Raw genomic sequence first — 26380 nt, 5'->3', positions numbered from 1 at the left:
AAAATGAGTACAAAGCGTAATGGGACTCTCAATAAGGAAATTGTCTGGAAAGCTATAAAAGATGCCTTTAAAAAGTTAGATCCAAGAATAATGGCTCGAAATCCTGTCATGTTTGTAGTTGAAATAGGATTTGTTATCACTCTTTTACTATCCATACTCCCAAACTTTTTTGGAGGAACATCGGATAGAGGTTATAACATTGCCGTAAGCGTAATACTGCTGGTTACAATACTCTTTGCTAACTTTTCCGAAGCATTAGCAGAGGGGCGGGGTAAAGCGCAAGCTGATAGTTTGAAAAAGACGAAACAGGATACTAAGGCAAAATTATTCCAAAAAGATGGTTATATAAAGATAGTGGATGCCACAGAACTCCGCAAAGGTGATATTGTCTTGGTGGAAACCAATGATATAATTCCAACCGACGGTGATGTCATTGAAGGAGTAGCAGCTGTAGATGAGTCCGCAATCACTGGGGAATCAGCTCCCGTAATCAAGGAATCAGGTGGGGACTTCTGTTCGGTGACTGGAGGAACGAAAGTCATCAGTGACTTTATCAAAATTGTCGTCACTTCGGACCCAGGTGAATCCTTTCTTGATCGAATGATCCATCTCGTTGAAGGAGCTAAAAGACAAAAAACCCCTAATGAAATTGCATTGAGCACCCTGCTAGTCAGTTTGACCCTTATCTTTTTGCTTGTTTGCACGACACTAGTACCAATTGCTTCTTATATTAAAGTCACATTACCCATCACCACCTTAGTGGCATTACTGGTCTGTTTAATCCCAACGACTATTGGGGGCCTATTGTCTGCCATTGGGATAGCGGGTATGGATAGGGTTACTCAATTTAACGTCATTGCCATGTCGGGAAAAGCTGTCGAAGCAGCTGGTGACATTAATACCATCATCCTCGATAAAACAGGAACCATCACCCATGGGAACCGCATGGCTTCAGCTTTTTTACCGGTTAAGGGGATAAGCCAAGCTAAGTTAAATAAAGTGGCTGTTCATTCATCATTACACGATGAAACGCCTGAAGGCCGATCTGTCATCGAACTTGCTAAAAAAGCCGGTTTATCTGATAAAGAATTAGATAAAGCCGGGACAGTTGGAATTGAGTTCACGGCTGAAACCAAGATGAGTGGTACAGACTTTTCTGATGGTAGAAAAATCAGAAAAGGTGCTGCTGATTCAATTAGACAATATATACAGCAGCAAGGTGGAAAAGTTCCTGGCGATTTAGAAAGCATTACGAATGAAGTCGCAACTGCTGGCGGTACTCCACTTGTTGTTACAGAAGGGAACTGTGTACTGGGTGTCATTTACTTGAAGGATACAGTAAAACCAGGCATGAGGGAACGCTTTGATGAATTGCGGAAAATGGGCATAAAAACCGTTATGTGTACCGGTGATAATCCATTGACAGCTAGTACCATTGCAAAAGAAGCGGGAGTAGATGATTTTATTGCTGAAGCGAAGCCTGAAGATAAAATTTCGGTCATTAAACAGGAACAAGCACAAGGCAAACTTGTGGCGATGACGGGAGATGGGACGAATGATGCTCCTGCATTGGCACAGGCAGACGTTGGATTGGCGATGAATACAGGAACCATCGCAGCGAAGGAAGCGGCGAATATGGTGGATTTGGATTCTGACCCTACAAAAATAATCGAAGTAGTGGCAATCGGGAAACAGTTACTCATGACACGGGGCGCTTTGACAACCTTCAGTATTGCTAATGATGTGGCCAAATACTTTGCAATTATTCCAGCTATGTTCATGTTGGCCATTCCTCAGATGAAGGCTTTAAACATCATGAATCTGGCTACACCACAAAGTGCCATTTTATCAGCTTTAATTTTTAATGCTATCATTATCCCCCTTCTCATCCCATTGGCAATGAAGGGTGTGAAATATGTTCCTATGAGTGCTTCAAAATTACTTAAAAAGAACTTGTTCATATACGGCTTGGGCGGCGTGATCGTTCCTTTCATAGGAATTAAACTTATCGATATACTGCTGGTCATGCTACAAGTAGCTTAAAATTAAAAGTAAGGGTGAGAATTCATGTTGAAAAATATTCGCTTAAGTTTAGTGCTCCTTGTTATGTGTGGAATCGCCTATCCGTTACTAATGACAGGTGTTGCTCAAGTTATAATGCCTGCAAAAGCAGATGGCAGTTTAATAAAAAACGAATCAGGAAAAATCATAGGTTCTGAACTAATTGGTCAATCTTTTAAAGAGCCGGGCTACTTTCATGGTCGTGTTTCTTCTATAGAATATGATGCGACAGGATCAGGTACACCCAATTATGCCCCATCCAATGAGGACATGATCAAGCGCACAAAAAAAGATTTGGCAACATTTCTAAAAGATAACCCTACTGTCAAACAAGAGGAGATACCTGCTGATTTACTGACCAATTCCGGTTCGGGCCTTGATCCAAATATTTCATCCCAAGGGGCGAAAATTCAGGTATCACGCATTGCTAAAGAGCGAGGTGTATCTGAAAAAAGTATATATAATCTTGTTGATAAACATACTGAAGGACGGTCATTAGGAGTATTCGGGGACCCCCGGGTGAATGTATTAACGTTGAATATAGCATTGGACCAACTAAAATAGTGTAGAAAAGGAGGGTTCAATGAACTCTCTTTTTCTACTTCTTTTGGCTGGATCGGGGTATATAATGAACCTTTCGACCAGATAGCTTTTCCGATATCCGGTTGGAGTTTTATGAATGTTCAATCATCATTTTCCTATGGTTTAATCCGAACTCATCTATAGCCGATTGAAATAATTAAGGTATAATAAATAGGGAAAGATATTTTGTTACGGATTAGGTGAAGATGAACATGAAGCTAATCATAGCGGAGAAACCGGATCAAGGTTCAACGTTGGCAGCTCAATTTAAAACGAAGAAGCAACAGGGATATATAGAAATCATGGCGAATGAACTTTTTCCCGATGGTGCTTATGTGACATGGGCAGTCGGGCATTTGTGTCAACTCGTATCGCCGGAGACATATCATGCAAATTGGAAGAAATGGTCGCTGGATACGTTACCGATGATTCCAGAGAGGTTTCAATATGAAGTGACCAGGCAAAAGGCTAAGCAATTCAATGTCGTGAAGACGTTGCTTAGGAAGCAGGATGTCGATGAAATCATCCATGCCGGCGATGCAGGGCGTGAAGGAGAATTGATTGTACGCAATATCGTGAATTTATGCAGCATCCATAAGCCGATGAAGCGTTTATGGATTTCCTCTTTGACTCCGAAAGCCATTTATGAAGGATTCCAGAACCTGATCAGCGAAGAAAAAACAAGACCGCTTTATCATGAAGCCTATACAAGGGCATGTGCAGACTGGGTTGTTGGCATGAATGCATCCAGGGCGTATAGCATTTTATTGAAGCAGAAGGGTGTATCGGATGTTTTCTCAGCTGGACGGGTTCAAACTCCCACCCTCGCTTTGATCGTGAAGCGTGAAATGGAGATTGAACAGTTCAAGTCTGAACCGTTCTGGGAAGTGTTCGCTGACTTCAAGATGGATGGTAATAAATACCAGGGTAAATGGCAGCAGAACAACGATTCAAGAATAAAATCAAAAGAACTTGCTGAAAAGATTGCCGCTTTCTGTAAGGACAAGGAAGCGGAAATAGCCGAAATGGCTACAGAAAGAAAGGAATTTCAGCCTCCTTTGCTGTTCAATCTATCGTCATTGCAGGCAACCGTGAATAAGATTTATAAATATTCACCAAAGCAGACTCTCGATATCGTTCAAAGCTTATATCAAAAAGGAATCGTCTCATATCCACGTTCCGACTCCAACTATGTGACAGAGGGGGAAGCCGCGACATTCCCTGATATCTTGCAAAAGCTAAGCGGCTTTTCGGAATATGAATCCCTTTTCCCCTTGCCGCAGCCGAGCATCATGAATAATAAACGGTATGTAAATGAAAAGAAAGTGACGGATCACTATGCCATAATTCCGACGGAGCAGGTTACCGATCCAAAGCGTCTTTCCGCTGAAGAACGCAATATTTATGACTTGGTGGTCAGGAGGCTGATTGCCGCCCATTATGAAAAGGCGATTTTTGATTATACAACCATTAAGACGCTTGTCGATAGGCGTGCCGAATTCATTTCAAAGGGCAAGCAACAGATCCAAGAAGGATGGCGCAAGGTCATTTTCCAAAATGACAAAGAAGATGATGATGTCCTATTGCCGCAGGTTTCAAAAGGGGATTCCGGAAAGGTCGCCAAGATTAAGGTGAAGGAAGGAAAAACGCAGCCGCCAAAGCGCTATACGGAGGGCCAGCTGATCACCTTGATGAAAACGGCAGGAAAACATCTGGATAATGAAGAGTTGGAAAAAGTCCTGATGAAAACGGAAGGCCTTGGCACCGAAGCAACACGAGCAGGCATCATTACCATGCTTAAAGACCGTAAATACATTGATGTCAAAAAGAACCAGGTATTTGCAACCGATAAAGGAAAAGTGCTGATTACAGCCATTGGGGAGAAAATCCTCGCCTCGCCAGAGATGACAGCCAAATGGGAACAGCGATTAAGGGAAATTGGTGAAGGGAAGGCTTCAGCCGGAGCCTTTATGGAAGCCGTTAAAAAAATGTCGGCAAAAATCATCAGTGATGCTGTGGAGTCGTCGGAAAGCTGGGATTTTCAAGGGCTGGATATCGAATCGATTCAAAGGAGCGGCCCTAAAAAGAGGAGTTCGGCATCCGTAGGCAATTGTAAGCTATGCGGTTCCAAAGTTGTCGATAAAGGCGAATTTTATGGATGTGTGAGTTATCAAAAAACGAAGTGTAACTTTACGATCTCGAAAAAAATCCTTAATAAGAAAATTAGCCAAGCCAATATCAAAAAGCTGCTGGCGAGCGGGGAAACGGACTTGATAAGCGGGTTTAAAAAAGGCGAAAAGACCTTTGATGCGATTTTATCATGGTCCGAATCGGAAAAGAAAATCAATTTTACATTCCCCGCAGGACAAGCCGTCAAGCAAAATTAATCAAAAACTGCATGTAATGGCCCCCTGGGACGATAACGGCTTGTTTCAGGGACGTATATATAGTAATATTTTTAGATATGCTTTTGAAATGGGAGGATTCCGAATGCCTACACCAAGCATGGAGGATTACATAGAACAAATTTATTTACTTATTGAAGAAAAAGGGTATGCAAGGGTTTCCGATATTGCTGAAAATCTTTCCGTCCATCCATCTTCTGTGACAAAAATGGTTCAAAAACTCGATCAAGAAAAATATTTGATCTATGAAAAGTATCGTGGCCTCGTTTTAACGGCTAACGGGAAAAAAGTCGGGAAAAGGCTTGTATATCGTCATGAACTCTTGGAACAGATGCTAAGATTGATAGGGGTTAAGGAAGAAAATATTTATCATGATGTTGAAGGAATTGAACACCACCTTAGTTGGAATGCCATCGATAGGATTGGTGACCTTGTGGAATTTTTTGAGGAAGTTCCTGAGCGTGTCGAGGAACTACGAAAGATACAAAAAAGAAATGAAGAGAATCCAAAATAAGTTGCCGATGGCAGCTTTCAAAAAGCAGACAAACTCGATGAAAATCGAATTTGTCTGCTTTTTTTTATGTCTGTACAATGTGGACGTTGATTTTAACAGGAGGAACTCGCTTATGAAGAGGCGGTCCGTTACCGCCTGCGTGTTCTCTCGTAGACACGCTTTTCCCGCAGTAATCTTGAACACCCGCTCCAATCAACTTTGTTTTCACTCATAGATTAAACCATAAAGTCATTATCGTTCTACATTGGAATAGCCCAAATGATTTTCCCTGTTGAGTAACAAAAATACAGGCTGCCATAGTCTGTTCTTATTCAAGGGGCAAGTTTAAGAATGAAGATAAGTAGTAATTATCCGGGAAGGAGGGTGGAAGAAGGAAATCCTGATCTCTAACTTTTCTTCATAGTATCAATTCTCCATTCATACAATTGATAATCTACAAAAGTTTTGAATGGGAGTGGAATGCATGGGATCTAAAGAGTTAACAGGACGAGTGATTTTCATGGGAGACCCTGGCTATAAAGAAGCCATCAAGAATTGGAACCCTTATGTTGATACTCTTCCTTTGGTCTTTGTTTTTGCACAAAATACCGTTGATGTAAGTAATGCCATTAAATGGGCACGTAAGAATAAAGCACCCGTGCGTGTGAGAAGTGGCCGTCATGCCCTTGATAAGGACCTCTCAGTCGTGAAGGGGGGAATTGTCATTGATGTAAGTGATATGCAAAAGGTGCATGTAAATAAAAAAAAGGCAATGGCCACCGTTCAAACAGGAATTCATGTAGGGCCGCTTGTAAAAGGATTAGCTAAAAAAGGGTTTATGGCTCCGTTTGGAGACAGTCCAACCGTTGGCATCGGAGGAATTACGATGGGCGGTGGATTTGGAGTGCTCTCACGATCGATTGGTCTTATAAGTGATAACCTCCTTGCATTGAAAACAGTGGATGCAGAAGGCAGGATCATTCTTGCAAACAAGGAGAAAAACAAGGATTTGTTTTGGGCTTCCAGGGGAGGAGGGGGAGGTAATTTTGGGTATAATACCGAGTACACATTTAAAGTTCGCCGTGCCCCTAAAACTGCAACCGTCTTCAATATCATTTGGCCGTGGGAACAATTGGAGACAGTATGTCGTGCTTGGCAAAAATGGGCGCCGTTCGTAGATGAACGATTAGGGTGTATTCTTGAGATTTTCAGCAAAGTAAATGGATTGTGTCATGCCGAAGGAATTTTCCTCGGTTCAAAAACTGAGCTCATTAAATTATTGAAACCTTTAATGAATTCTGGAACACCAACGCAAATCGTTATCGAAACATTATCTTATCCGGACGCTATAGATTTCTTGGACCCTGACGAACCAATCCCTGGTAGATCTGATCAGTATGTTAAATTCTCCTCGGCTTGGGGACTTAATCTTTGGCCGGAAAAACCAATTTCAATCATGAAGAAGTTTTTGGAGGAAGCGACTGGGACAGAATCCAATTTCTTTTTTATCAATTGGGGTGGGGCTTTAAGCAGAGTACCTAGCGATCAAACAGCCTTCTTTTGGCGTAATCCATTGTTTTATGTGGAATGGAATGCTAGTTGGGAAAAAAAATCACAAGAATCTATGAATCTTGAATCGGTTGAAAGGGTGCGTAAGTTAATAAAACCATATGTACAGGGTTCCTATGTTAATGTTCCAGACCAAAATATTAAAAATTTTGGAAAAGCATATTACGGCTCGAACTTTGCAAAACTTCAAAAAATAAAGGAGAAATATGATCCGAAAAATTTATTTCATTTTCCCCAGAGCATACCGCCATCCAACAAATGAGGTGTAGTTCTTTTATGGGGAAATTTACAATTGATTAAACTAGCCTATACGTTAGTTGAGATCAGGGTGCTGCCAGCTTTTTTTTCTTCATGAACTAAAGCGCAAGGAGAGATGTGACATTGAAAGCAGAATACTCCTTCCGCAAAGGGGGCAGAAAGCCTTAATTGAAAAGGCTTTTATTCTGTTATACCGAATTCGAATAATGGGGTAAGGAAGATAAATATAAAATACCCTTACGAGGAGCTATTCAACAGCTCCTTTTTGGGTGGAGGGAGTGTGATCCATGATTTCTCAATACCGATATGCCATATTAAAAATTCATTATTGCGAAAGTGGAGGGCGTTGACCTATAAAGCAAACCCGAAAAAGGCCTACTTATTTTAGACGATAAATTTTACTTGGCCTTCCGCGAGAAGAAGAAGACTCTTCACCAATGATTTCTGCTAAATTAACTTCACATAAATTTACTACAATACGCCGTGCATTACTTTCATCCCAATAAAGATGCGTCGTTAAATCTTTTATTGTAAAATCGTTCAATTTCAATCTTTTAACTAAAGCATATAATTTATTATAGTTTTTCACACTGATTTTGGCTTTTTTTAGTTTTTCCATAAAATCCTTGTCGTCTATCCGGTAAGAAAAACGTAATTCCTTTTCTTCCCCCACGGATTGGATCATTGTTCCGTCCTCTTGTACGATAACGATGCCCTTCTCTGACTTTTCTTTTGAAAGCTGGATGGCACGCTGAGCGTTTATTTCTGCTGAGTGAAGGGTTTGGCCATATCCAATTCCTACGGTCACGGTAGCATTGGATTCGTTAGACAACAAAAAGACAGTATCTTTTAAATCTTTTATTTTGGATTCAATTGTACCTCGTGTACTAAAGATAAAATAACGGCCATTTCCCTTCTCAACTAATGAACCCTCTAGCAGTTCGCAAAACCTAAGAAGGGTTTCTTTTAATTTTATTTCTAAGAATTGTAGATGGTACGAGCTTTTAGCTTTCTCAAATATTTTCTCGAAATGTTCGATTTCAATGATTTGGACACCGATTTGGGTGTCTCTAAAGTAAAAAGTTCTCGATTTTTCTGCAAGGATTCTTAATGATTGGCGAATTTCCATATCGGTTGTAGATATACGATAGGTCGGAACTCCTGCTTCTTTTAAATTTAGATATACGGCCTCGAAACAAGTCAGTGCACCTTCCGTTTTTCCCGATTTCCATAGGTCAAGATGGAATGCGATCAATTCTTCCGTGGTTGAATTAATATCGAAATTCTTTATATACATTTCTTTTGGTGTGATATCAATTTGTTTTAACGCCTGCTCTAAGTGGGTTGTCGTTATTTCATCGATACTTACTTTACTTAAAAACTCCTTTTGAAAATATCCCATATGCAAAAGACTTTTATAGATGCCAGATTCAGTATGATCGATATACACTAGATTTTCCCCTAGGCCTACCGTGTTTTTCGCGACCATATATGAAATTTGACCTGAAAAAAACCAAACATCCACATCTTTATTGAATGTCGAAACGATTTTTTCAGTTTCTCTGAAATCCTCATAGGGATAGGCTTTAAATTCCATGATCGACGCATATTCTTTACCCAAGTCAATAATGCGCTCAACAGATGAATAAGGACCGACTACTCCAATTTTATACATATTTTTCTCCTTGGTTCCCTAAATTTACTTACTTTTAATAGTATCTTTAAATTAAAGGGAATTAAAGTTTAATCCTTCGTCATTTGGAAAATGTTTTAACACGTGATTCCAAAAGGAACTTGATTATATGTTTTAAGAAGAATATAAAATGCGATCTAAAAAAGAGTCATAGGCATGGAACGTATTAATATTCCATGCCAATGGCTCCTCGATTGGAAGGTACTAGATCATTTTAATAAGTTCACCTTAATGCCTTTATTTAATATATTTTGATAGTCGATAAAGTCATATAAGTCTTCATCAATTAATGGATTCACACTCTTCAATTCGTCCAGTGTCAGCTCTTCTATTGGTTTATTAGTATCTTCACAATAAATGACGATGGAGCCGACGATACTGTGGGCATCCCTGAATGCAACACCTTTGCTAACTAAATAATCGGCGACTTCCGTTGCATTGAGAAAGCCATATTTTACAGCTTTTTTCATATTTTCAGTATTCACCTTCATCGTGGAAATCATCTTGGACATGATCTCCAGACAAGACAAAACAGTATCCAACGCATCAAAAAATGGTTCTTTATCTTCCTGCATATCTTTATTATAAGCCAATGGCAACCCTTTCATCGTTGTTAAAAGGGAAGTAAGAGAACCGTATACCCGTCCTGTTTTTCCTCTTATAAGCTCTGCTGCGTCAGGATTTTTCTTTTGAGGCATAATACTGCTGCCTGTAGAATATGCATCATCGATACTAATGAATTTAAACTCTTGACTACTCCATAAAATCAGTTCTTCACTTAATCTGCTAACATGCATCATGATGATGGAAAAACCAGACATCAATTCTAAGAGGTAATCCCTATCGCTAACACCATCGAGGAAATTGTTCATGGGTTTTGAAAACCCCAACTCCTCTGCTGTCATTTCCCTGTCTATCGTATGAGTCGTACCGGCCAAAGCTCCGCATCCAAGTGGACTTTCGTTCATCATTTCAATTGCATTATGAATTCTTTTTCTATCCCTATCCAGCATGCTAAAGTAGGCCATTAAATGGTGCTTAAGAGTTACGACTTGCGCTCGCTGTAGATGGGTGTATCCTGGCATGATCACATTGTTCGCTTTTGCCTTTTGTTCCAGGCTATGTTGAAGATCTTCTATATGCTCGATCACCTCTAATGCCTTATTTTTAGCGTAAAGCCTGATATCTAAAGCAACTTGATCATTACGACTTCTTGCTGTATGGAGTTTTTTTGCTGTTTCACCAATTCGTTCTGTTAAGGTTGCTTCAACAAAACTATGAATATCCTCAAAATCCCCTTCGATCAACAATGTTCCGTTCTCGATATCTTCCAATATCGAAAGAAGAGACTTTCTAATGCTTTCTCCTTCGCTCTTGGTAAGCAATTCACATTTCACAAGCATATTTACATGAGCAATACCTCCTTTAATATCTTCAAAATAAAGTCTTTTATCAACCTGAAGGGAACTATTAAAGTCCTCCATTAATTTATTTTCTTCCGATCTAAAACGCCCGCCCCATAACTTCATGACCATTTCTCCTTTTGAAATATCAAATTTAGTTAACTATCCGTGTTATCCATATCTTGCAATTCTTGAATGTTCCCCTTGTTTCGCATATACCACACACCGTTATAAACAGCGAAGTAGTAAAAAACGAATCCGATTATTGCCACGATGTAAGACATGAATGGCTCTGGGATAATACCCTTGCCACCAAAATTTCCGATTGATGATACACCGACGAGCATCAAAATATAAATAACAAGATAGATTCCACCGATGATTTCTATCGATTTATGTTTATTGATAAAATGAGTGATTAAATATCCGACAATTCCAATCGCTAATCCCCAAATGGCAAGTTGAATCCTACTCCAATTTGTCCAATAAATAAGAAGAGTGGCAAAAACAAAAGCTAAAGGAGCAATGAAATTCATGCCGGGGATACCGTTGTCTTTGGTTAAACCAACCTTACGAAACACCATTACTGTGACGCATGCTGAAGCATATTTGAAAATACCGATTGATCCGACAATGGCTACAATGGCAGTCCAACTCTTTAAAGGAAATAAGAAAAGCAGCCCAATAAGAAAATTGAGGGTAAGTGCACGTGTTGGAACTCCAAATTTTTTATTGATCGTTCCGAAATAAGATGGGAGGAATCGACTTTTAGCCATCCCAAAGACATGTCTTGAAGTTCCAGCAGTATAGGCTAGCGCTGATCCGGTTGGTGAAATCATTGCGTCTGCTGTTATGGTCCAAGACAACCAAACCATATTCGCCATAAGTGCTAAATTCGCAAATGGAGAGTCGAATTTAATTCCGCTCCAACCATTAGCCAGCATTTCAGGAGGCACGGCCCCTATAAAAACGATTTGAAGTAAAGCATATAAAATGGCTGAGACTCCTAGCGATGTGATAAGAGCAAGCGGAATATTCCGCCTCGGGTTTACCACCTCGCCACTCATCATTACGACATTCCCAAATCCGGTATAAGCAAAAAATATACCGCTAGTTAAGATTGCGCTTAATCCTGCGCCATATCCATTGGGGGCAAATCCATGACTTGTATAATTCTCTTCATGAAAACCTGTCATAAAAAAAGCAATGATGGTTAGGACAGGTACTAAAAATTTAATAGTGGTAATAATAGTGTTCGTGACTGCAAATAATTTGACTCCAAAATAATTCACCACAACAAAAAATACCATTAGGACAGTCGCTGCTAGAATTCCCGTTGTCGTTAGTTGTTCCTTGGATATATCATATAGGCCTGGCCAGAATTCATTGGCATATTGAATGACTCCAGATGATTCAACGGGTGCAGTAGCACAGTAACCAAGCCAAATTGAATAACTAGTCACTGTAGCAAGCAATCTTCCGTGGGAATAGAGGGGATAACGGCCTAACCCCCCGGTTTCTGGTCTTACCCTTGCTAATTCAGCATAAACAAGAGCAATTAGAGTGATGACGAATGCAGCAATGACCCAAGACATTATTGCAGCTGGTCCAGCCATTTTTGCTGTATTCCATGGTCCAAAAAGCCAACTCGATCCAATGATTCCTCCAAGAGATAGTGCAGTAAGTGACCAAAATCCCATTTTTTTCTTCAAATATTGCTCTTGATTCATGAAATTCCCTCTCTCTTAAATGGGGTATATTGATTTTCCCTGTAACTAGCATAATGATTCTAATACACATGAACGATGAATATTTTAATAAGGTACTCTAACTCCTTTCAAATTTATTCGTTAATACGCTGGAAACGAGCTATCCTTAATGGGTCGAACATCATTTTATTTAACCAGTAGGATCTTTTAGCTTAATCCATAAGCAATAACTCAGTTGGTATTTTTAAGGTAATAAAAGAGTAATTACCTTAAAATGATTTTATTTGATTTGTCCGAATTTCGCAATGCTAATTTTCGAAAATTCGCAAAACTAAACCGTGACGTAGTTCATCCATTGAGTAAAGACATACATGATGCCCCATACAGGCAACAAGCCCTCGGAAGAGAACTAGAGAATGTCATGTTCCCCCTTCACTGGGTACCACTTTATCTTGCTTAGGTTAACGTCTGGTTTGGCGGGCGCTCATTCTAAAAAGCAGAAAATGAGCGAAAAGTTTCGTTCCAAGCTCTTCAAAGGGGGGCATGATGGTCATGAAACCCTCCTCCGGTAATGGATCTTTTAACAAAACTGATTCCTTCATGCAGGAAAAGGGTTGATTTACTCTTAAGGGGTTCGTAACAAAATTTTTATTTGAATGAAGGTATGTCACGCGTGCGTTTAGTGATTCGAGTGTTCAAAAAGTTTAGCCAGCGTGCATCGATGAAGAATTTTACGCAAAAGGGTGTGAAACTTTTTTATTTAATTTGCATAAAAAAGAGATTGAAATATTGAAATTTTTTGAATAAGATAATCGATATAAAGTATTTACATGTTATTCACACGAAAATAAAAGACACTTCCAGTTAGAGAAGATTTTATTGATTCATCTTTTTATATGAAGCCTATAAATGTTAAAGAGGGGAGAGGGGAAACAGCGCATGGCCATCACGATAAAAGAAGTGGCACAAAGGGCGAATGTTGCGCCATCAACGGTTTCTCGAGTGATTTCGAATGATCCTCGTATAAGCGAAAAAACAAAGGTGCGTGTTCGAAAGATAATGGAAAGGTTAGGCTATCATCCAAACTTTATAGCTCGAAGTCTTGCCAAACGATCAACCAGAATCATTGGCCTGGTCCTACCAAGTTCGTCAAACGTTTTTTATCAAAATCTATTTTTCCCTGCCATTCTCCAGGGTCTTAGTGAAGGGGCTCAAAAAGAGCAGTACTCCCTGTTATTAAGCACTGGGAAAACGGAAGATGAAATCTACGAGGGAGTCGTGAAGATGGTTCAAGGGGGAATAGTGGATGGGGTCATCCTTTTGTATTCAAGGATGAATGATCATATTCTCACCTATTTACGAGATAGGGCCTTTCCGTTCGTCAGTATAGGAAAACCATATGATTTCATTGAAGAGATCACGTATGTAGATAACGACAATGTCTTGGCTGCCGAACAAGCAACAGATTACCTTATTCAATTAGGACATGAAAGAATTGGATTCATTGGCGACGATTTAACCTTTGTCAAAACTTTAGATCGTTTATTTGGATACGAACGTGCATTGAAAAGGGCTGGTATCGTCCTAAGCGGGGAATATATCATACATGAGGATTTTTCACATGAAGGTGGACAAGCCGCTGCGAAAAGAATCCTATCAATCGACGAACCACCAACTGCTTTGGTATTGAGTGATGATTTTTTGGCACTTGGCGTTGTGCATTCTCTACGGGAAATGGGCCTACGGACTCCTGAGGAAATATCAATCGTCAGCTTCAATCAGGTTCTTTTTCCTGAACCATCATTCCATGGATTGACTTCTGTAGATATAAATATTTTTGATTTAGGATATCAGGCAGCTAAAAGCATCATTCAGAAGCTGCAAACTGGAGATGCTCCGACTGGGTCTATCATTCCGCATCACTTTGTGGAGAGGCATTCATGCAAATCGATCAAGCGAACAGCGATGACGCTGACCTACTAAACAGAGCTGCGAAATGCGTTAGCATTATAAGAGGGCAGCCAGCTGGCTGCGTTTTTGAACGTGGGATTTTTCATTGATGATGCATTCCATTTCAAATAAGAAGATTTTTATCGCTTTCCTTTGTAGTCCATTCCTGGGAAACCTTTAAAATTGCTTGCAGGTTGCTTCATCTGTTGCATGAAGCAACCTGGATTACATGTCGATGCATCTGTTATGATTTAGGTAGAGACTTATCAAAGATATTGAGGTGAAAGATATGGTAAGAAGAAGATGGATAGCCTCCTGAAATAGAGTGTTATTAATCTTAGGAGGCCATTTTAAAATATTGGAGATGCATATATAATGAAGCAAAACAAATACGATAATCCTGATTTCTTTTCTGCATATGAACAAATGCCGCGATCCATCAAAGGTCTTGAAGCTGCTGGAGAATGGCATGTATTAAAAAAGCTATTACCAGAACTGCGAAATAAAAGTATACTTGATTTGGGCTGCGGTTTCGGTTGGCATTGCCGATTTGCTCGCGAACAACAAGCAAGTTCTGTGATAGGTGTAGATATTTCTGCTAAAATGCTTCAAAAAGCCCGTGAAAAAACAGATGACCCTTTAATTTCATATATTGAAATGCCAATTGAAGACATCATTTTTTCGGACTCTACATTTGATGTAGTTATAAGTTCGTTGGCTTTTCACTACATTAAGTCGTATGAAGCAATCTGCAAAAAGGTCTATGATTGCCTAAAGCCTGGGGGGACTTTTGTTTTTTCAGTTGAACATCCAATCTTTACTTCTCGAAACGATCAAGATTGGTATTTCGATGAACAAGGAAATCGTCTTCATTGGCCAGTGGATAACTATCAATCAGAAGGGGGACGGGAAACAACCTTCTTAACTGATAACGTTGTAAAATACCATCGAACGATTTCGACATATATAAATGACTTGATTGGTGCGGGGTTCAGCATAAGCGCAGTCAAGGAACCTATGCCTTCTGATGAAATGGTAAAAACTGTTCCTGAAATGAAAGAGGAAAACCGAAGACCTATGTTCCTAATCATTTCGGCAGTAAAGGTTGAATGAACGAACAGTACCTTACCGCCATAAAAGGCTGCTAATTGGCGGCCTTTTTAACGTATGATTCTTTAGATAACCTTACGAAAGGTATATTTCATTAATGGTATCAATAATTTTATCCAAGGAGAAAGAAATCCTGCGAATAAGTTAGTTTGTAAATTAACCATGTGATTTTATTAATGAAATGGGTGATTGCAGTAATCTTGAAGATGATCTGGCAAGGAGACTGGAAGCTTGTGAAATGGCGGCAACAAGGTTCTCAAAATTGAAGTACTTCTGATTGAAATTTTCAGTATTGAATTTCAAGTCCCTTATCACTAATGAGCGAACTGGTGCTCTACATCAATAAGGATGGTTCCTGAGGAAGCCTTGCTGACCAATACACAACAAATGTGGGGTGAATGATATTTGAAGTCATTTCAATTAAATGAAAAAACAAGATCTTTTTTATCCAACTATCAACTATTTGAAGAAGATTTGATACAACAAGTTCAGTTGCAGCACCGAATGGAATTAGTCGAAGCTTTTGGGATCCAAAAAGGAATGCGTGTATTGGAATTAGGATGTGGTCAAGGAGATACAACCGTTGCAATCGCAGACGCAGTAGGAGAAAACGGAAGAGTTGTCGCATTAGATATTGCTGGTCCCGATTACGGAGCACCATTAACAGTAGGTCAAGCAACTGAACGTATTAAGAAATCTCCACTAGGAGAACGGATTGACTTCCATTTGGAAATGGATTTTGACCTTTTTGAAGCAACCATACCATTTGAAGTGGCGGTATTTTCCCATTGTTCATGGTATTTCAAGCAGCCGGAAGATTTATTGAATTATTTTAAAAAAATCCGAGGATTGGCAAAACATATATGCTTTGCAGAATGGGATCTCGATTTTACTTGCAGTACGCAACGTTCCCATTTTTTTGCAGTTTCCATCCAAGCCTTGCATTCAAACTTCGTAAAAAATGATGGGAATATCCAAAACCTTTTTCATAAAACGCAAATTCAACGGCTGCTCCAACAAGCAAATTTTGAAGTGGTCAAACAACTTACAGTCGATGCAAGCTTATTGCAAGACGGTCGATGGGAAAAAAGCTATGCAAATGCTATCCGTGAAGATTTTATTAAAGTGCCTCCGATGATCCAAACGTTGATAACTGGTTATTATGAATTGATGAACACTTCAGATGGCAATGATCATTCATTAAATAGTTTCATTATTTGTGCTAAGTAAACCATTATGAACCAGGGATAATAAGGATTTTTTTATCTTTTGTCTTCGTGAAAAAAGGAAACAAAAATGATTTTCTAAGAAGGTTTGATTGTCTATTTTATTGCATTGTTTGCGCAAACTCCATGATAAGGAAAAGTGCTCCATCAACCTCCCTTATGTTATTGGTGCTGGCAGATTTAATAAAAACATCAATTTGGTGAACCCAACAGGAACAGGAAGTCTATTGAAAGTGCATTTTATATGTTTATAAGCTGAGTAAATTAAAATTAGGCATATTGTCTTTTTCTCCCCAAGGATCTGTTTTAATTTCTAACGTCCAATCATTTGTGGGGCACCACTACTTTAAAATCAGCTTTCCTTTTGATTTCAGAAAGAGTTATACTTGCGTGATTATATTTGATTTCTTTTGCATGAGCTATTTTTTAAATGGAACAATATGGATAGAGACGATGGATATTTGCTGATTGGTATTAGTCAATAAATGCAGCGAACATCAATTTGGCATGAACGACCACAGTAAACAAGTAAAAGGCGGACAATACAAGGAACCCTTTATTTTTACTAATTGAAGGAGAACATCGGGCACTTTTTAGTGCCTTTTTTAGCGCATAAGGTTGTGTCATCTCTGCACTAAAAGGCAGATAACGGTTCAATACATATCGTGACAATTCACTCATCAAACATGGATTCTTATCTTGGTCACTGAAAGTAAAGCTAATGCTCTTCCGCTACTAAGATTTGATCCGTCTCGATTTACTTTCCCAATATTGCACAGAATACAATAGTATTATATCGTTGTATCAATGATATGGTTCGTCAACTTAAACGATTGAACTGTTTATTGGAGGCATATACTTAAATGGATAAACACGACCAACTAAATGTTATTAGAGAAGATTTTATTCATTGTCAAAAAGTACTTATGGCGATTGGCGATGAAACACGGCAGTCCATCTTGTTGGTTTTAATGGGAACGGACTGTGAAACAGGTTTGCGTGTAGGGGAAATCACTGAACAAACGCATCTTTCCCGTCCAGCGGTATCGCATCATCTTAAGATATTAAGGGATGCCGGTGTTATTTTAATGCGTAAAGAAGGCACGAAAAATTTTTATTATATTAATGTACGGACAAAATTAGATTTATTAAAAACACTAATGATGGATATTGATAAGTTTATGCTGGAGTTTTATTGAAAGTATCGCATCATTAATTGGAGGTATAGGAAATGAAAGCAATGGTTATTGATAAATATGGGAAAGCCCCACTTCGTCTGGCAGAAATGTCCACACCCGAGATCGGTGAATATGAGGTACTCGCAGAAATTCATGCAGCTAGCATTAATCCTATTGATTTCAAGATACGAGATGGGAAAGTGAAATTGTTAATAAAGTATAAAATGCCGCTTATTTTGGGTAATGATTTTTCTGGGGTCGTGGCGAAGGTTGGAGCAAAGGTGACCCGCTTTAAAGTCGGGGATGAAATATATGCACGTCCACGTAAGAGTAACATCGGAACTTTTGCCGAATTTATTTCAATTCATGAAAATGATATAGCCTTGAAACCTCATAATTTGAGCTTTGAGGAAGCGGCATCCATCCCATTGGTTGGCTTAACCTCGTATCAAGCCTTACATGACATCCTGCAATTACAAAAAGAACAAAAGATTTTGATCCAAGCTGGGGCAGGCGGAGTCGGTACCTTTGCCATTCAGCTGGCAAAACTAATGGGTGCCACTGTTGCCACGACTGCCAGTGATGCCGGCATGAATTTAGTGAAATCTCTTGGTGCAGATGTAATAATTAATTATAAGACAGAAAAATTTGAAGACATCCTGAAAAATTACGATGCGGTCTTTGATACACTTGGTGGCAATACTCTTGAAAAATCTTTCGGGGTTATAAAAGACGGAGGAAAAATTGTTTCCGTTTCAGGAATGCCAAATGCTCGTTTCGCGAAAGAATATGGTTTAGGATTATTTAAAAAGGTATTGTTTACAGCAGCAAGTAAGAAACTTACTGCACTTGAAAAAAAACATAATGTTCAGTATTCATTTTTGTTTATGAAACCAAGCGGAGATCAATTGAGTGAGATAGCCCACTTTATTGAGTCTGGTAAAATCAAACCGATCATCGATAAGGTATTTCCATTTAATGATGCTCAAAAAGCGATGGAATATGCGGAGTCGGGAAGGGCTAAAGGAAAAATAATTTTAAAAATCAGGTAGCGTTTTCATTCAATAGCGCATGTTGCCTTTAACCATAAAAATCCATCTTGTAGAATGTTTGATCCCAATGGATTGTATTCACAATGGCTGTTTCGCATACTTTGTTGCTATTCACCAAGTAATACGGTGTGGTTAAATTTCCTGCCATGTTCGCTTATCCAGAGGACGGGCGGTGAGGTCTCGCCTGTACCGCTGCCCGCACGGGAGTCTCGCACTTCCGTTCAACCGTTTCGAATAATAACAACTTTCCTATCAATCTTTATTTTTAAGTTACTTATGATAACGCCTCTAAAAAAAGGTTTTATTGATGAGAAACAGAATAGTTATAATCAGGCCCTTGTATTTTGTGAGTCAGTGATGGGTGATAGCCTAGTTATGTTGTGTGTTTCTGAAATTATTTTAAGGTCTGGTGGCTGGAAGGGAGTTTTTTCGATGAATATACATACTTGGCATAAGGAATCGAAAAAGGAATGGGATGACTTTGCGCCTATGTGGGTGAAGAATTCGCAAGAAATGTGGGAGACGGGTAGCCGGAATAATATTATTCCGTTTATCTCCGGCCATGTGCAATCGGGTCTGAAAGTGGCCGACATAGGCTGTGGAGATGGAGTGGGTTCATTAAAACTTGCCGAAGCGGGATTTGAAGTGATTGGCGTCGATTTATCAAGTGTCATGATTGAATTTGCAAAAGGGAAAACGGCCAATCATCCCAATCTTTCATTTCTTCAAGGAGATTTTACTAACCTGCCATTCAAAGATGAAGAAATGGAGGCGGCAATGGTCATTAATTCGTTGGAATATACGGGTGAACCTTTAACCGTGATGAAGGAAATCTGGCGGATCATGAAGCCCGGGGGGCATGTTTGTTTCGGGATACTTGGTCCGACGGCGGAACCGCGGAAACATTTCAGTTATCAACGGTTATTAGGGGACGAAGTGATCATGAATACCATGCTGCCATGGGAATTCGAAAAAATGGCAACGGAAATGGGATGGAAAACGGTCGCTGATACCGGAGTAGCGAAAAGAGGGGTCGACTATACTAAACTAGGACATTTCTCGAAGGATTTAAAGCAAGCGGTATCGTTCATGTGGTTATTCCTCCTTCAAAAAGAGGTGGCAGAGTGATGGAGAAGTATCAAATCTATCAATTCGTCGAAAAGACGAAGCAGCAGGATAAAGGGCAGGGCTTATTCGAGTTAGAAACGGAACGAATTCTGGAAATCAACCTGGAAGAGCAAATCTGGGCAAAAATGGGGACGATGGTATCTTATCGGGGCCAGATTAAATTCGAACGGGAAGGAATCTTGGAGCATGGTTTAGGTAAGCTCTTCAAAAAAGCGTTAACTGGCGAGGGTGCATCTTTAATGAAAGCGACCGGAACCGGCAAGCTATATGTCGCGGACCAGGGGAAGAAAATTTCAATTTTACAGTTGAATGGCGAATCCATCTGTGTCAACGGAAATGATTTACTCGCCTTTGAACCGGGCATTCAATGGGATATAAAAATGATGCGGCGCATTGCCGGTTTACTGGCGGGGGGGTTATTCAATGTCAGGCTTGAGGGGAAAGGGATGGTGGCATTCACTTCCCATTATGAACCGCTTACGTTAATTGTGGAACCTGGTAATCCGGTTTATACGGACCCGAACGCCACTGTTGCCTGGTCCGGGGATCTCCAGCCTGAATTCGTGACAGATGTTTCATTAAAGTCGTTTTTCGGACGGGGAAGCGGCGAATCCGTCCAAATGAAATTCAATGGTCGGGGTTTCGTGGTTGTCCAACCTTATGAAGAGGTTTATTTCGGCAATAAAGAGTCATGAAACAAAAAACCTGGGTAAAAACTCAGGTTTTTTTGTTTCCCAAGAGAGATATGAAAGGGGCTGCCCGAAGAAAAAACTACCTAGTAAAAGCATAACCAACCTTTCCCTTTCTCTTTCAATCCCACTCATAGGGAGTAGACTGGTAGACATAATAGTTGAGCCAATTAGAGAACATCAGGCTGCAATGGCTCTTCCAGCGGTGAAGCGGGACCTTCGAAGGGTCATCATCAGGAAAATAATTTTCAGGCAGCTGCGTATCGACCCCTCGTTCCCTATCGCGCCTATACTCGTCACCGAGGGTTTCGGCGTCATATTCGAAATGGCCGGTCACCATGATCCTTTTGCCATCGCTTGAAGCGGCAATCAAAACACCGGCTTGGTCGGATTGAGCCAAAATCTTCAATTCGGCAATGCTGATAAGCTTTTGATAGTCAATATCCGTATAGCGTGAATGAGGAGCCATGAAATAATCATCGAACCCGCGGACGAGATTTTCTTTTGGTTCAAGTACCTCATGCCTGTATATGCCAAAGCATTTCTCCGGCAGCTCGTATTTGCCTATCCCATAATGATGGTACAGGGCAGCTTGAGCTCCCCAACAGATATGTAAAGTGGATGTAACATTTTTTGAGGACCAGTTCATGATGCTTTGCAGTTCTTCCCAATAATTCACGTCAGAGAATTTCAGCTTCTCGACGGGGGCGCCTGTAATGATCATGCCGTCGAATCGCTTTGTCCTTATATCATCAAAGGATTTGTAAAACTGATCCAAGTGAAATTTGCTTGTGTTTTTTGATTCGTGAGTGCTCAATCGCAGGAATGAAATATTTACTTGAATCGGAGTATTGCCAAGAAAGCGCAGTAACTGAGCCTCTGTTTTTTCTTTCTCAGGCATCAGGTTCAAGATCAATATATTCAATGGGCGGATTTCCTGCTTGGTAGCTCTCTCCTCATCCATCACAAAGATATTTTCCTGTTCTAAAATCTCCTTAGCCGGCAGTTGTTCCGGTATTCTGATTGGCATGTTTATCCTCCTTCACCAAAATCATAATATTTTAATTATATAGAAAATTAGCGAATAGAAAAGCTATTTTAATAATTTGTTGTAAATCGGAGAAGGAAATGGCCCGTTAATGATAAAATGGGATGACGATAATAAACGCAAGAAGTCGGAGGTGTATGGAGAGTGTTTGATCCTACAGCATTTGAAAACATGAAAGTGGTATTGGAAGGAGCGGTTTATGACCGTGATTTCGTTGGCGACATAACAGTCATAAGCCGTGATGATATCGTGAATCTCTCTACCATGTCCAGAACCTATAAGATTGGGCTGGAATTGAAGCAATACATGGCGCCCATTTCCATTAGCGGTGCAATCGAGATACACGCTGGAATCGAAAACCTAAGTGCAGAGTTACTTGAAGGCCATATTAATGAAACACATACCGGATGCACGGTCGATATTTTCATCTCCATCCCGGCAAAGCTTGATGAAGTGATAGCCCAAGAGCTTTTGAACCAGTTGGAAAGAATATGGGGAGATCAGAGAATCATAACTTTCAAGACCAGCAAAACGGTCCGTAAAAAGGAGAAGCCCGATTATTCTACTGTTTGCAAGGTTTCTTTCGGAAGACTTGTGAAAGAAGAACAAATGGAAGACTTGGAAGATATGGTGGAGTATTTGATACAATCCATACAAGCAGTGAAGATTCAGGAATAATGGGTAAAGAAGAATAGTAAAATTGGTAAATGCACCTCTATATACGGTAAAATGACAGCATCATACCATAGGGGGAGATCATACATGTCCATATATGAATTTAAGGTCAATAAAATAAATGGCGAAACCATCTCGCTTGAAGAATACAGAGGCAAAGTAATGATTATAGTGAATACCGCAAGCAAATGCGGTTTTTCGCCACAGTATGATGATTTGCAAAGCCTATATGTACAATATGAAGGACAGGGATTGGTCATCCTTGGGTTTCCGTGCAATCAGTTTTTGAACCAGGAGCCAGGAGATGATTTGGAAATCGATTCATATTGTAAACTGAATCATGGCGTCACCTTCCCGATGTTTGCAAAAGTGAATGTCAATGGAAAGGAAGCTCATCCATTATTCAGCTATCTGGCTGAAAATGCTCCAGGATTGATGGGGTCGAAATCGATAAAGTGGAATTTCACGAAGTTCTTGATCGATCGTGAAGGAAATATCATCAGTCGCTACGCACCCAAAACAAAACCATTGGAGCTTGAAAGCGATATAAAAAAATTATTATGAAAAATCAAATCGAGTTCATCAGAAAGAGCATGTTCTGTTGGGCTCTTTTTGTGCACCGCAGTTCCTTTTTCTAATGAATTAGTTGGAGTGGGATATAACTAGGGGGGAAACGATGGAGCGAATCGCATGGGTAACGGACAGTACGGGAACTTTAGACGAAGATTTATCAATGAATGAACATGTTTACGTCGTTCCGATGGTCGTCATCATCGATGGAAAGGAATATGAAGACGGTGTCGACCTTTTACCTGAAGAGCTATACCGGAGGATGCGGGAGGAAAAAATAAACGCAACGACTTCACAGCCATCGGTCGGCAGATTCCATGCATTGTATAAGGAACTGGAAAAAGATTATGATCGGATCATAGCTGTCCACCTTTCAGGTGAATTGAGCGGGACCGTTTCTGCAAGCAGGCAAGCTGGCCAAATGGTTACGATTCCCGTTGACGTATTTGATACGTTACTTATCTCCTTTCCGATGATCTTGATCTTGAAAAGGCTGATGCAATATATGAATGAAGGGCTTTCCATCGAAGAAGCCTTCGCGAAAACGAGGATGTATGCGGATAACCATGAAACCTATGTGGTAATCGGTTCTTTGGATCAGCTCCATCGCAGCGGGAGGCTAACGAACACACAATATATTCTTGGAAGTCTTTTGAGCTTCAAGCCGATCATTTCGATCGAGAACGGTTTGCTTCAGACTAAGTCGAAGCCTCGAAATCTAAAAAAAGCGGAAAAACTGATTTTCTCGGATCTTCACCGATCCGACGAAACGGGAAAAGTAAAAGAGTGCACCATCTTATATGGTGAGATGCTGGAAGAGGCCCTTAGATGGAAAAAACGGATTTCTGAAGAATGTCCCCACATCATTTCCCATATATCACCGCTTGGCAGTGCGATAGGCGTCCATACCGGGGAACAGACGATTGGACTGAGTTGGTTCCATGAAGATTAAAGCACAACTATACTGAGAACCATGGTAAAATGGAAAGGACATGGAGTGGTGATATGAAGCAAAAGATGATCGGTTTAACGGAGAAGTATGTTTATGATCAATTGAACTTAGATGCCAGCGGCCATGATTGGTTCCATATCGATCGTGTTCGGAAGCTGGCTTTACATATTGCAAAAGAAGAAAAAAGGGGGAATGCGTTCATCATTGAAATGGCCGCACTCCTTCATGATATCCCGGATGATAAGTTAAACGACGATGTTGATGCAGCGTGGGGCAAGCTGGACGATTGGTTGCAGGAATTAAAGCTGGATGAAGATCGTGTTAAGGCCATACAAGAGATCATCCGCACCATTTCGTATAGTTCCGGGCAGCTGAAGCTGCCTTCCATCGAGGCTGAAATCGTTCAGGATGCCGATCGCCTCGATGCAATTGGTGCCATCGGGATTGCCAGGACATTTGCTTTTGGGGGGAAGAAGGGACAGCCCATGTATGATCCCGAGCTGCCGGTAAGGGAAAATATGTCCAAGATGGAGTACAGGAAGGGGAAAAGTTCTTCCGTTCATCACTTTTATGAAAAATTACTGCGCTTGCAAGATAAGCTTAATACAAGTACGGCGAAGAAGATTGCTAGTGAAAGACATGAATATATGGTTGGATATTTAAAGGAATTTTATAAGGAATGGGATGTACGCTTATGAAAGTATTTAGCATGGAACATGTAATGAAAACGCAAGGGGAGAAACTCCTTTTTAAGGATGTTTCTTTTTCCATCACCGAAGGGGAAAAAATCGGGATCGTCGGTATCAATGGCACCGGTAAATCCACATTGTTGAATATCATTGCCGGATTGGAAGATAGTGATCTGGGAACGAAGGATCACCCGAATGATTACACGATTTCTTATCTTTCACAAGATCCGCATTTTGATGAGAATTTGACGATCATGGAATATATGTACGAAAGCTCAACTCCGGTATTCTCGTTGATAAAGGAGTATGAAAAAACGCTGATTCAACTCCAGCTGGACCCACAGAATGGGGCTGTACAGGATCGATTGCTGAAGCAGCAGCAGGATATGGACACACTTGGCGCATGGGATACCAGTGCCAATGCGAGAACGATACTGACCAAGCTTGGCCTTCCAGATCACTCAAGGAAGCTGGGGGAGCTGTCAGGCGGCCAAAAAAAACGTGCGGCCCTTGCAAAAACGCTGATCGAGACGCCTGACCTGCTGATCCTTGACGAGCCTACGAACCATCTTGACTTCGAAAGCATTACTTGGCTGGAAGAATACTTGGGGAAGTACCAGAAGTCGGTATTATTTGTCACCCATGATCGCTATTTCCTTGATCGTGTATCCAATAAAATTTGGGAAATTGCCCAAACGCAGCTTTTCGAATACAAAGGAAATTATGCAGATTATTTAGAGTCCAAAGCCATCCGTGAAGAGAACGAATCCGCCGAGAGGTCGAAAAAAGAAAGCTTATTCAAAAAAGAGCTGGCCTGGATCCGTAAAGGTGCAAAGGCACGTACAACGAAGCAAAAGGCTCGTATCCAGCGCTTTGAAACGTTGGAATCGGGTGTGAAGGATAAGCAAAAAACGGAGAGCCTGGAAATGGAATTGAGTGGCGCCCGACTTGGAAAGAAGGTACTAGAGCTGCAAGATGTCTCTAAATCCTTTGGAGATCAGTCCATTATCAGCCGGTTTTCCTTCCTCTTCAAGCCAGGAGATCGAATTGGCATTGTCGGCAATAATGGCAGTGGGAAATCGACCCTGTTGAATATATTGGCCGGACGGGAGCCAATTGATGAAGGAAATGTGGAAATGGGGCAAACCGTTAAAATCGGCTACTATACCCAGGAAAGCGCCGATATGGATGAGAACCTCCGCATGATCGAGTATATTCGCGAAACGGCCGATTCGATCGCCCTTAAAGATGGAAGCTTCATTTCCGCCGCACAGATGCTTGAAAGGTTCCTCTTTCCGATGGGATCTCATGGAACACCGATCCGCAAGCTTTCCGGTGGCGAAAAAAGGCGATTATATCTCCTGAATATATTGATGGGGGCACCTAATGTGCTGCTATTGGATGAACCGACGAATGACCTGGACACGCAAACCTTAACGGTACTTGAAGATTATCTAGAAACGTTTTCAGGTGTCGTCATCACCGTATCACATGATCGGTATTTCCTGGATAAGACGTGCCATCAGCTTCTTGTTTTCAAGAATAAAGGGGAAATCGATTTCTATTATGGGAATTACTCTGAGTTCTTGGAAGAAAAGACGGAAGAGGCGGCACCGGTAAAAACGCCTGAGCCTCTGCCGAACCGGACAGAAAAGAAAAAGAAAAAGCTGACCTATGCCGAAAGTAAGGAATGGGAAGAGATAGAGGGGAACATGGAGCAAGTCGAGCTGCGCCTGAAAGACATCACGACAGACATGTCATCAGCAGGGAGCGATTTTGAACAAGTCCGCCTTCTGCTTGAAGAAGAAAAGGAATTAACGGAAAAACTGGAGCATATGCTGGAAAGATGGACGTATCTAGCGGAAAAATTGGAAGAAGAATAAGCGGGGACTGGCCCAAGGGAGAAAGCTTGGGTCAGTCTTTTTTTTCGTCAACCCCAA

21 protein-coding genes are annotated in these 26380 nt (G+C 40.6%); 17 read left to right on the top strand and 4 right to left on the bottom strand.

What is annotated here, in order from left to right:
• Positions 1-3 precede the first annotated feature (3 nt).
• The 5 genes from kdpB to MHI53_RS14060 all read left to right on the top strand — a co-directional run bounded on the left by kdpB (position 4) and on the right by MHI53_RS14060 (position 7372).
• Entirely contained in the window at positions 4-2043 is a 2040-nt protein-coding gene (kdpB, locus tag MHI53_RS14080) for a potassium-transporting ATPase subunit KdpB (RefSeq protein WP_340371574.1), read from the top strand.
• Between the two features lie 24 nt (positions 2044-2067).
• Entirely contained in the window at positions 2068-2625 is a 558-nt protein-coding gene (kdpC, locus tag MHI53_RS14075; RefSeq protein WP_061140388.1) for a potassium-transporting ATPase subunit KdpC, read from the top strand.
• A 230-nt stretch (positions 2626-2855) separates the two neighbouring features.
• Positions 2856-5030 (top strand): DNA topoisomerase III, encoded by a 2175-nt coding sequence (locus tag MHI53_RS14070; RefSeq protein ID WP_061140389.1) that lies wholly within the window; start codon positions 2856-2858, stop codon positions 5028-5030.
• 103 nt (positions 5031-5133) lie between these two features.
• Positions 5134-5562 carry a transcriptional regulator MntR gene (mntR, locus tag MHI53_RS14065; protein ID WP_061140390.1) on the top strand — a complete coding sequence of 143 codons (429 nt, stop codon included), beginning with the start codon at positions 5134-5136 and terminating at the stop codon, positions 5560-5562.
• 463 nt (positions 5563-6025) lie between these two features.
• Positions 6026-7372, top strand: coding sequence for an FAD-binding oxidoreductase (locus tag MHI53_RS14060; protein ID WP_061140391.1), 1347 nt, complete (start codon positions 6026-6028; stop codon positions 7370-7372).
• A 375-nt stretch (positions 7373-7747) separates the two neighbouring features.
• Here the strand turns inward: MHI53_RS14060 and MHI53_RS14055 are convergent, their stop codons facing one another.
• From MHI53_RS14055 to MHI53_RS14045, 3 genes are all read right to left on the bottom strand, one after another.
• The gene (locus MHI53_RS14055; protein ID WP_061140392.1) at positions 7748-9043 is read right to left on the bottom strand and encodes a hypothetical protein; all 1296 of its coding nucleotides are present in this window, start codon (positions 9041-9043) and stop codon (positions 7748-7750) included.
• A 227-nt stretch (positions 9044-9270) separates the two neighbouring features.
• Complete coding sequence (gene argH / locus MHI53_RS14050; RefSeq protein ID WP_340371573.1) at positions 9271-10590, bottom strand: argininosuccinate lyase; 1320 nt, start codon at positions 10588-10590, stop codon at positions 9271-9273.
• 32 nt (positions 10591-10622) lie between these two features.
• Positions 10623-12194 carry an APC family permease gene (locus tag MHI53_RS14045; RefSeq protein WP_100531541.1) on the bottom strand — a complete coding sequence of 524 codons (1572 nt, stop codon included), beginning with the start codon at positions 12192-12194 and terminating at the stop codon, positions 10623-10625.
• Positions 12195-13112: 918 nt separating this feature from the next.
• On the opposite strand from MHI53_RS14045, the gene MHI53_RS14040 reads away from it, so the two are divergent.
• The 7 genes from MHI53_RS14040 (at position 13113) to MHI53_RS14010 (ending at position 20512) form a co-directional block, all read left to right on the top strand.
• Positions 13113-14156 carry a LacI family DNA-binding transcriptional regulator gene (locus MHI53_RS14040; protein ID WP_340371572.1) on the top strand — a complete coding sequence of 348 codons (1044 nt, stop codon included), beginning with the start codon at positions 13113-13115 and terminating at the stop codon, positions 14154-14156.
• A gap of 342 nt (positions 14157-14498) precedes the next feature.
• Entirely contained in the window at positions 14499-15236 is a 738-nt protein-coding gene (locus tag MHI53_RS14035) for a class I SAM-dependent methyltransferase (protein WP_340371571.1), read from the top strand.
• A 402-nt stretch (positions 15237-15638) separates the two neighbouring features.
• Positions 15639-16463 carry a class I SAM-dependent methyltransferase gene (locus MHI53_RS14030; protein ID WP_340371570.1) on the top strand — a complete coding sequence of 275 codons (825 nt, stop codon included), beginning with the start codon at positions 15639-15641 and terminating at the stop codon, positions 16461-16463.
• Between the two features lie 859 nt (positions 16464-17322).
• Positions 17323-17658 (top strand): metalloregulator ArsR/SmtB family transcription factor, encoded by a 336-nt coding sequence (locus tag MHI53_RS14025; protein WP_340371569.1) that lies wholly within the window; start codon positions 17323-17325, stop codon positions 17656-17658.
• Between the two features lie 32 nt (positions 17659-17690).
• A complete protein-coding gene (locus tag MHI53_RS14020; RefSeq protein WP_340371568.1) occupies positions 17691-18689 on the top strand; it encodes an NADP-dependent oxidoreductase in 999 nt (332 codons plus the stop codon).
• Between the two features lie 432 nt (positions 18690-19121).
• Positions 19122-19817, top strand: coding sequence for a class I SAM-dependent methyltransferase (locus tag MHI53_RS14015; RefSeq protein ID WP_340371567.1), 696 nt, complete (start codon positions 19122-19124; stop codon positions 19815-19817).
• Positions 19817-20512 (top strand): AIM24 family protein, encoded by a 696-nt coding sequence (locus tag MHI53_RS14010; RefSeq protein WP_061140401.1) that lies wholly within the window; start codon positions 19817-19819, stop codon positions 20510-20512. The genes MHI53_RS14015 and MHI53_RS14010 overlap by 1 nt, the downstream gene beginning before the upstream one ends.
• 115 nt (positions 20513-20627) lie before the next feature.
• On the opposite strand, the gene metA is transcribed toward MHI53_RS14010, so the two are convergent.
• Complete coding sequence (gene metA / locus MHI53_RS14005) at positions 20628-21536, bottom strand: homoserine O-succinyltransferase (RefSeq protein WP_340371566.1); 909 nt, start codon at positions 21534-21536, stop codon at positions 20628-20630.
• A gap of 162 nt (positions 21537-21698) precedes the next feature.
• On the opposite strand from metA, the gene MHI53_RS14000 reads away from it, so the two are divergent.
• The 5 genes from MHI53_RS14000 (at position 21699) to MHI53_RS13980 (ending at position 26323) form a co-directional block, all read left to right on the top strand.
• Complete coding sequence (locus MHI53_RS14000; RefSeq protein WP_061140403.1) at positions 21699-22232, top strand: hypothetical protein; 534 nt, start codon at positions 21699-21701, stop codon at positions 22230-22232.
• A gap of 84 nt (positions 22233-22316) precedes the next feature.
• Positions 22317-22793, top strand: coding sequence for a glutathione peroxidase (locus MHI53_RS13995; protein WP_061140404.1), 477 nt, complete (start codon positions 22317-22319; stop codon positions 22791-22793).
• Between the two features lie 112 nt (positions 22794-22905).
• Positions 22906-23751, top strand: coding sequence for a DegV family protein (locus MHI53_RS13990; RefSeq protein ID WP_061140405.1), 846 nt, complete (start codon positions 22906-22908; stop codon positions 23749-23751).
• A 53-nt stretch (positions 23752-23804) separates the two neighbouring features.
• Positions 23805-24449 carry an HD domain-containing protein gene (locus tag MHI53_RS13985; protein ID WP_061140406.1) on the top strand — a complete coding sequence of 215 codons (645 nt, stop codon included), beginning with the start codon at positions 23805-23807 and terminating at the stop codon, positions 24447-24449.
• Positions 24446-26323 (top strand): ABC-F family ATP-binding cassette domain-containing protein, encoded by a 1878-nt coding sequence (locus MHI53_RS13980; RefSeq protein ID WP_061140407.1) that lies wholly within the window; start codon positions 24446-24448, stop codon positions 26321-26323. Before MHI53_RS13985 ends, MHI53_RS13980 begins: the two co-directional genes overlap by 4 nt.
• The last annotated feature ends 57 nt before the right edge of the window (positions 26324-26380 follow it).

The organism is Peribacillus sp. FSL E2-0218 (assembly GCF_037992945.1).
Taxonomy (GTDB): domain Bacteria; phylum Bacillota; class Bacilli; order Bacillales; family DSM-1321; genus Peribacillus; species Peribacillus simplex_B.
The sequence above is the reverse complement of the archived record's forward strand: the minus strand, read 5'-3'. Positions and strand labels throughout refer to the sequence as shown.

What these genes read in the sequence shown, in the direction of transcription:
- MHI53_RS14035 (WP_340371571.1), top strand. Translation starts at nt 14,499, where the DNA reads ATGAAGCAAAACAAATACGATAATCCTGATTTCTTTTCTGCATATGAA.
- MHI53_RS14045 (WP_100531541.1), bottom strand. Translation starts at nt 12,194, where the DNA reads ATGAATCAAGAGCAATATTTGAAGAAAAAAATGGGATTTTGGTCACTT.
- MHI53_RS14055 (WP_061140392.1), bottom strand. Translation starts at nt 9,043, where the DNA reads ATGTATAAAATTGGAGTAGTCGGTCCTTATTCATCTGTTGAGCGCATT.
- MHI53_RS13985 (WP_061140406.1), top strand. Translation starts at nt 23,805, where the DNA reads ATGAAGCAAAAGATGATCGGTTTAACGGAGAAGTATGTTTATGATCAA.
- argH (WP_340371573.1), bottom strand. Translation starts at nt 10,590, where the DNA reads ATGAAGTTATGGGGCGGGCGTTTTAGATCGGAAGAAAATAAATTAATG.
- metA (WP_340371566.1), bottom strand. Translation starts at nt 21,536, where the DNA reads ATGCCAATCAGAATACCGGAACAACTGCCGGCTAAGGAGATTTTAGAA.
- MHI53_RS14010 (WP_061140401.1), top strand. Translation starts at nt 19,817, where the DNA reads ATGGAGAAGTATCAAATCTATCAATTCGTCGAAAAGACGAAGCAGCAG.
- kdpC (WP_061140388.1), top strand. Translation starts at nt 2,068, where the DNA reads ATGTTGAAAAATATTCGCTTAAGTTTAGTGCTCCTTGTTATGTGTGGA.
- MHI53_RS14060 (WP_061140391.1), top strand. Translation starts at nt 6,026, where the DNA reads ATGGGATCTAAAGAGTTAACAGGACGAGTGATTTTCATGGGAGACCCT.
- MHI53_RS13995 (WP_061140404.1), top strand. Translation starts at nt 22,317, where the DNA reads ATGTCCATATATGAATTTAAGGTCAATAAAATAAATGGCGAAACCATC.
- MHI53_RS14020 (WP_340371568.1), top strand. Translation starts at nt 17,691, where the DNA reads ATGAAAGCAATGGTTATTGATAAATATGGGAAAGCCCCACTTCGTCTG.
- MHI53_RS14040 (WP_340371572.1), top strand. Translation starts at nt 13,113, where the DNA reads ATGGCCATCACGATAAAAGAAGTGGCACAAAGGGCGAATGTTGCGCCA.
- mntR (WP_061140390.1), top strand. Translation starts at nt 5,134, where the DNA reads ATGCCTACACCAAGCATGGAGGATTACATAGAACAAATTTATTTACTT.
- MHI53_RS14015 (WP_340371567.1), top strand. Translation starts at nt 19,122, where the DNA reads ATGAATATACATACTTGGCATAAGGAATCGAAAAAGGAATGGGATGAC.
- MHI53_RS14025 (WP_340371569.1), top strand. Translation starts at nt 17,323, where the DNA reads ATGGATAAACACGACCAACTAAATGTTATTAGAGAAGATTTTATTCAT.
- MHI53_RS13980 (WP_061140407.1), top strand. Translation starts at nt 24,446, where the DNA reads ATGAAAGTATTTAGCATGGAACATGTAATGAAAACGCAAGGGGAGAAA.
- MHI53_RS14070 (WP_061140389.1), top strand. Translation starts at nt 2,856, where the DNA reads ATGAAGCTAATCATAGCGGAGAAACCGGATCAAGGTTCAACGTTGGCA.
- MHI53_RS13990 (WP_061140405.1), top strand. Translation starts at nt 22,906, where the DNA reads ATGGAGCGAATCGCATGGGTAACGGACAGTACGGGAACTTTAGACGAA.
- kdpB (WP_340371574.1), top strand. Translation starts at nt 4, where the DNA reads ATGAGTACAAAGCGTAATGGGACTCTCAATAAGGAAATTGTCTGGAAA.